The organism is Ensifer sp. SSB1 (assembly GCF_016652895.1).
Lineage (GTDB): Bacteria > Pseudomonadota > Alphaproteobacteria > Rhizobiales > Rhizobiaceae > Ensifer.
The window spans coordinates 1-4,946 of sequence record NZ_JAEPRP010000293.1 but is presented as its reverse complement, the minus strand read 5'-3'; the positions used below and the strand labels follow the sequence as shown (position 1 = coordinate 4,946).

Here is a 4,946-nt window from a genome sequence, read left to right as displayed (position 1 = left end):
ACGATGCTGTCGATGCGTTGAAGCGGATAGCTGGGGAAGGTGCTTTCACGATCGTGAACGAGACGATCGACGTTTCTGACGGTGGCGTGTCGGGGGTGGTTATTGGCGATGTCGTAGAATTTCGACCAGATTCCACACCTCGGGGAGTGGAGCAGCCGGGCTTCGCCACTCTGCCGACCCCATGGTCGCTCAAGGTGTTTAAAACCATTTACGGTGTGGATGCGGACTTCGAACGAGGTCGCGATGGTCGTCTTGAGTTCAGCTTGCATCCTCGACCGAGAGGCTGGAGGCAAGAGAATATAATCTTTTGGGAATATTCATCGGATTTGCCCTCGATTCAGTCGAAATCGCCTACGTGGCCAAATGATTTCAGTCGGCTGGTCGGAGATAAAGCCTACGGCTTGCTGATTGCTGACATCGCTGGCTTTCCCGTGCCGGAGACGACTGTCATCGGACGTCGAGTGGCGCCATTTACTTTCGGCCGAAAGACCGGTCAGCAAGAGACCTGGATCAGGACAAGCCCGCGAGAACAGGTCCCGGGTAAGTTCACCACAGCTCGCGGGTGGCTCGATCCATTCAAACTCCTGCATTCGGAAGATCCAGAAGGTGTGGCCATCTCATCTGTTCTTGCCCAGAAGGCAGTATTGGCACTGTGGTCGGGTGCAGCAATTGAATCCCTGAGCGGCGACCTGGTAATAGAGGGCGTCGCGGGAACAGGGGATAAGCTTATGATAGGTGAAGTGGCTGCGGATCCACTTCCAGATTTCGTCGCCACCGCTGTTCGCGGCTTACACGAAAAATTGCGAGAGGTCGTCGGCCCTGTTCGTTTCGAGTGGGTTTATGATGGCGTTCGCGTGTGGATTGTACAGCTGCATAGAGGCGGCAGTACATCGGAGGGGGACATCATAGTTCCAGGTGATCCAGGCGCTTGGGTCACGTTCGATGTTTCGAAAGGCCTCGAGGCCCTCCGGTCTCTGGTGACAAGCTTGAAACCAGATACGGGTATTAGCCTTGATCGTCGAATAGGGCTGACCAGTCATCTAGCGGACGTACTGCGCAAGGCCTCGGTTCCTGCTCGCATCAAGACTGAGTAAACGCTAATCCCGAACTAACCATTTAACCGTATTGTCGCCATACGGACATCACGCCCCAAAGAGGAGGAAGAAAATGGCATACGAAGCAGTGTTGGAAGCCCGCAAAGCAGCTGAAGTTAACCAGGAAAAAATTCGCGAGGCTGTACGAGTAGGGTTACAGCTTAAGCGGGAAGCGGAAGAGCGGAAAGAAACGGAGTCGAAGCAACAGGTTCGACGCTGAGTATGATTAATATGTACGGCAATGGTGATTACGAGCGCCAGAATGGCGAGTTGGACGATTCAGAAACCTGGCGCCCGCCGTTTGTGCGGGACTACGGAAGAATCATACATAGCGCGAGCTTTCGACGTCTGCAGGGAAAGACGCAGGTTTTTCCCGGTCACGAATCTGACTTTTTCAGGAATCGACTCACACATTCGTTGGAAGTTGCCCAAATTGCTGAGGGGATCGCCGACAGGCTCAATGATGTCTACAAAGACAAACTCGCTGGTCGCAAGATAGATAGCCGCGTCTGTGCTGCCGCTGCTCTGGTTCATGATATAGGCCATCCCCCCTTCGGTCATAATGGAGAGCGGGCTCTCGACGCCAAAATGAAAAATTACGGCGGTTTTGAGGGCAATGCACAAACGTTGCGCATCCTGAGCCGCTTGGAAAAAAAGGCTAGATATAATTCGCCAGTTGGCGGCGATGATCGCGCGGGTCTGAATCTCTGTAACCGAACGTTGGCGGCCATCCTGAAGTACGATTCCGAGATCGCCGAAGAGCGGAGCCAGGATGCCAAACTAGCAAAGGGCTACTACACATCGGAAGCGGCAATTGTCGCGAATATCAAGAGCAAGGTGCTAGGCGGCCAAAACCCTCCCCCTAAAGGAAAGTTCAAGACGGTCGAATGCGCAATTATGGATATTGCCGACGACATCGCGTACTCGGTTTATGATTTGGAAGACAGCCTCAAGGCAGGTTTCTTGACCCCAGCCACGATCCTGGCCACTGACGAGGAGCTGTTAACTCGCGTTGCCAAGGAAGTGACGGATCAGATCGAGGAGGATATCGGCGAAGAAATCGATGGAACGAGGGTGCAAGGAGCGTTTGTCGCAATCTTCAGCGATATTTTTGCCAGCAAACCGACGACGGAGAAGGGGGCCGAGCAGGAACGCGACATCTCGGACTTTATCACGGCAATGCGTGCTTCTCAGGATCTTCATTTAGACAGTGCGAAACGAACAAAGTTATCGTCCGAGCTTGTTCATGAATTCATAGGTGGCGTCGAGCTGACGATCAATGAAGAATGTCCGGCCTTGTCGAAGGTGAAGCTAGATAAAGCGACGCGTATAAAGGTTGAAATTCTCAAGCAATATACGTATTTGTCCACGATTTACTCAAACCGGGTGAAACTCGGCGAGTACCGCGGCACTGAGTTGGTAACTGATATCTTCAACGCGCTCGAAAAGAAGAACGGTTACCTTCTGATGCCTGACGATGTTCGTAGGCAGGTCCAGGAGGCCGGGAAAAACGACGCATTGAAGGCTCGCCACATTTGCGATTTCGTTGCTGGGATGACCGATCGATATGCTGTTGAGTTCTGGGCGCGACTAAAATCCGACGCCGCAGAAAGTATTTTCAAGCCTATTTAGAGGCGCCGCCTTGGCAGGCATGTTATCTCTCAGAGTGTGAAACGGGCTTGCCATAGCCTTCAACAAGCGTTCGAGTAAGCTCGATCCGCACGCGTCTGAGGGAGGACAGGAACGGCGAAAGCAGGAACGCACAGAACAAACGCTCCGCTGAGCACCAGGCGCTCTCCATTCCGAAGAGCTTGGACTAACGTCGCCAAGGAGGGCGACGTTTAGCGATGACACCGTCTCAAGGGTGTCCGTTTGTGATCCTGGCTGAGCTCGCAGGCCCCGGCTCGTTCGTCACGATCGGGGTGGAAGGCTACCTGTCTGACGTGCAAGCGAAGATCGTTGAGCGACGCGGTGGGAGATGGTGCTTGCTTGCAGAAAAGCAAGCGCGGGGGCAGCGTAAAGGCTCAAGGTTCGTTACCAGCCAAGAAGTCCATCACCTTTGTAACGTCGATGTTGCTCAACGGTCCCCAACTGGGGTCGGCAAAAGACAGCTTGGTTGAAGCAAGCTCCTCCCTGATTAGAACGATCTCCTTGGAAGGTGGCAGGCCGCGCTTCTTAAATTGTTCGATGGCCCGGTCAATGTTGTCGACAAATTCCCCCACCAACTCAACGTCGACGCGGGAAACCTCCCTGCCTAGAAAACAGTAGGCTCGGAGAGCCTCGTCAGCATTTTTCGATTGAACCGCCTTATCGATGGCTGCTTGGTACTTTTCTATCCCCTCGCTGACATTGCCAGCTCTAAATGCGACTAGCCCACTCGTCGCCAATAGAGCGGGAGTCAGCGCAGGTGAGCTCGCAATTGCCTTGTCCAAGGCAAGACGCGCGGTATCGACATCGCCCTGATATGCCCGCAGTACCGCGAGATTATTCAAGAGGGTCGAATTTGAGGGATTTGCCACGAGCGCTGCCTCGGCAAGGGCCGCCCCCCGTGCCATAGACGTGCCCGCTATCGAAGCAATAAAGGAGCCAAATATGGCAGGACGAGTGCTGAATCGCTCGATATCGTGCCATGCCTCGCTCGCCGCAAGGGCATCTGACCAAGCGCCATTATGATAAGCTGATCTGGCGAAAGCTTCGTGAGAGAGTGAGAGGTCAGTCAACAATTCCTCGGGTTGGAATACATGGGAGTGAGTGCCCACCCAAGCGATTTGAGCTACGGCGTTCTCAGTAGGGCTGATCGCACTTTTGCGGAGTAGACGCAGTGCCAGCTTCCGCGAACCACCGTCAATTTCCAGGGTGCCCATCTGAGCTGCTAGCTCTGAGAGGTCCCGGTCAGTGAAGCGACCGTCCCGCAGCAATGCCTTGGCGCGCTTCCAGCCCCTTGGGGACTTGCCATGAGCGGCCTCCGTCGCGAGTAGGGCTGCATTCAGCCACGGGTCGTCGAGCGTACGTCTCGATTTCGACAATACCGCGATTGCGCGGTCAGGCTGGTTAGCGTGAACAAAGAACCTCGCTGCAGACCTGAGAACATATCGATCGTCAGGTGAGAGAATGAGTGCCCGTTCTATCAGGGCTTCGCTGGGTTTGAGCTGCCCCAAATTCGCATGCAGGAGTGCCGTTTCAGTTAAACGGAGAGCGTCTCGTGGATTGAGGCGAAGCAATCTTTTGCGTTTTGCGATTTCCAGGCGCATCCCCGCTTCGCTGATTGGGAGCGCGGAAAGCGTCGGGGTAAGCGCGCCGTGCAGGAAGCGTTGCGCAAATCTCTTCACTGAGTCGTTTGAAACGTCGCTGCGTAGCAGGCTTTTCGCAGCTTGGAGAACAACCCCATCGCTCCATGTGTTGGCTACGAGAGCCAAAGATACGAGTTCCTCGGCGTCATACCAGTCACGAGTTTGGAGCCAAGCAGACTTCCGCTTCTCGAACTCGTTGTCCAGAAACGTATGAGCGTTCCTCAGGAGGTCCGCTTGTATTGGCACTTTTACTGTCGGCGCAAAAGACGTGAACCCACCTGTCGCTATCGACTCTTTGATCGATAGCCAGCGGGGGATTGTATGGCGTGATGCCAGTTCATCATCTGGGGTGATCATCTTACTGTATCTTGCCGAAAGACTACTTCGGCCTTTTTTGCGAGTCTGTCGAACAATGAAACGTACCGAACAAGTGAGAACTGGTTACCGGAAGGCACTCTGTCAAGCGGATGGCCCCGAAGTGTCGGATTAGGGTTGCACAGTTCAGAAGCGGCTTTGGTTAGCTCTTCATGAAACGGTCCTGGGAGGCTATCCCCCAACTCCG

General features: G+C 54.2%; 4 protein-coding genes. 3 read left to right on the top strand and 1 reads right to left on the bottom strand.

Annotated elements, in window-relative coordinates; translation table 11 throughout:
* From I8N66_RS35985 to I8N66_RS35975, 3 genes are all read left to right on the top strand, one after another.
* Positions 1-1,094, top strand: a 1,094-nt coding sequence (locus tag I8N66_RS35985) for a hypothetical protein (RefSeq protein ID WP_291165032.1), incomplete at its 5' end; no start/stop codon positions are given.
* A 73-nt stretch (positions 1,095-1,167) separates the two neighbouring features.
* Positions 1,168-1,314 (top strand): hypothetical protein, encoded by a 147-nt coding sequence (locus tag I8N66_RS35980; RefSeq protein WP_291165029.1) that lies wholly within the window; start codon positions 1,168-1,170, stop codon positions 1,312-1,314.
* Between the two features lie 2 nt (positions 1,315-1,316).
* Positions 1,317-2,726 carry an anti-phage deoxyguanosine triphosphatase gene (locus tag I8N66_RS35975; RefSeq protein ID WP_291165027.1) on the top strand — a complete coding sequence of 470 codons (1,410 nt, stop codon included), beginning with the start codon at positions 1,317-1,319 and terminating at the stop codon, positions 2,724-2,726.
* 392 nt (positions 2,727-3,118) lie between these two features.
* Here I8N66_RS35975 and I8N66_RS35970 read toward each other — a convergent pair whose 3' ends face one another.
* Positions 3,119-4,741: a hypothetical protein gene (locus I8N66_RS35970; protein ID WP_291165024.1), complete on the bottom strand. Its 1,623-nt coding sequence runs from the start codon at positions 4,739-4,741 to the stop codon at positions 3,119-3,121.
* Between the last annotated feature and the right edge of the window lie 205 nt (positions 4,742-4,946).

Excerpts from the sequence above, each read along its gene's own strand:
- I8N66_RS35975 (WP_291165027.1), top strand. The coding sequence starts at position 1,317 with ATGATTAATATGTACGGCAATGGTGATTACGAGCGCCAGAATGGCGAG.
- I8N66_RS35980 (WP_291165029.1), top strand. The coding sequence starts at position 1,168 with ATGGCATACGAAGCAGTGTTGGAAGCCCGCAAAGCAGCTGAAGTTAAC.
- I8N66_RS35970 (WP_291165024.1), bottom strand. The coding sequence starts at position 4,741 with ATGATCACCCCAGATGATGAACTGGCATCACGCCATACAATCCCCCGC.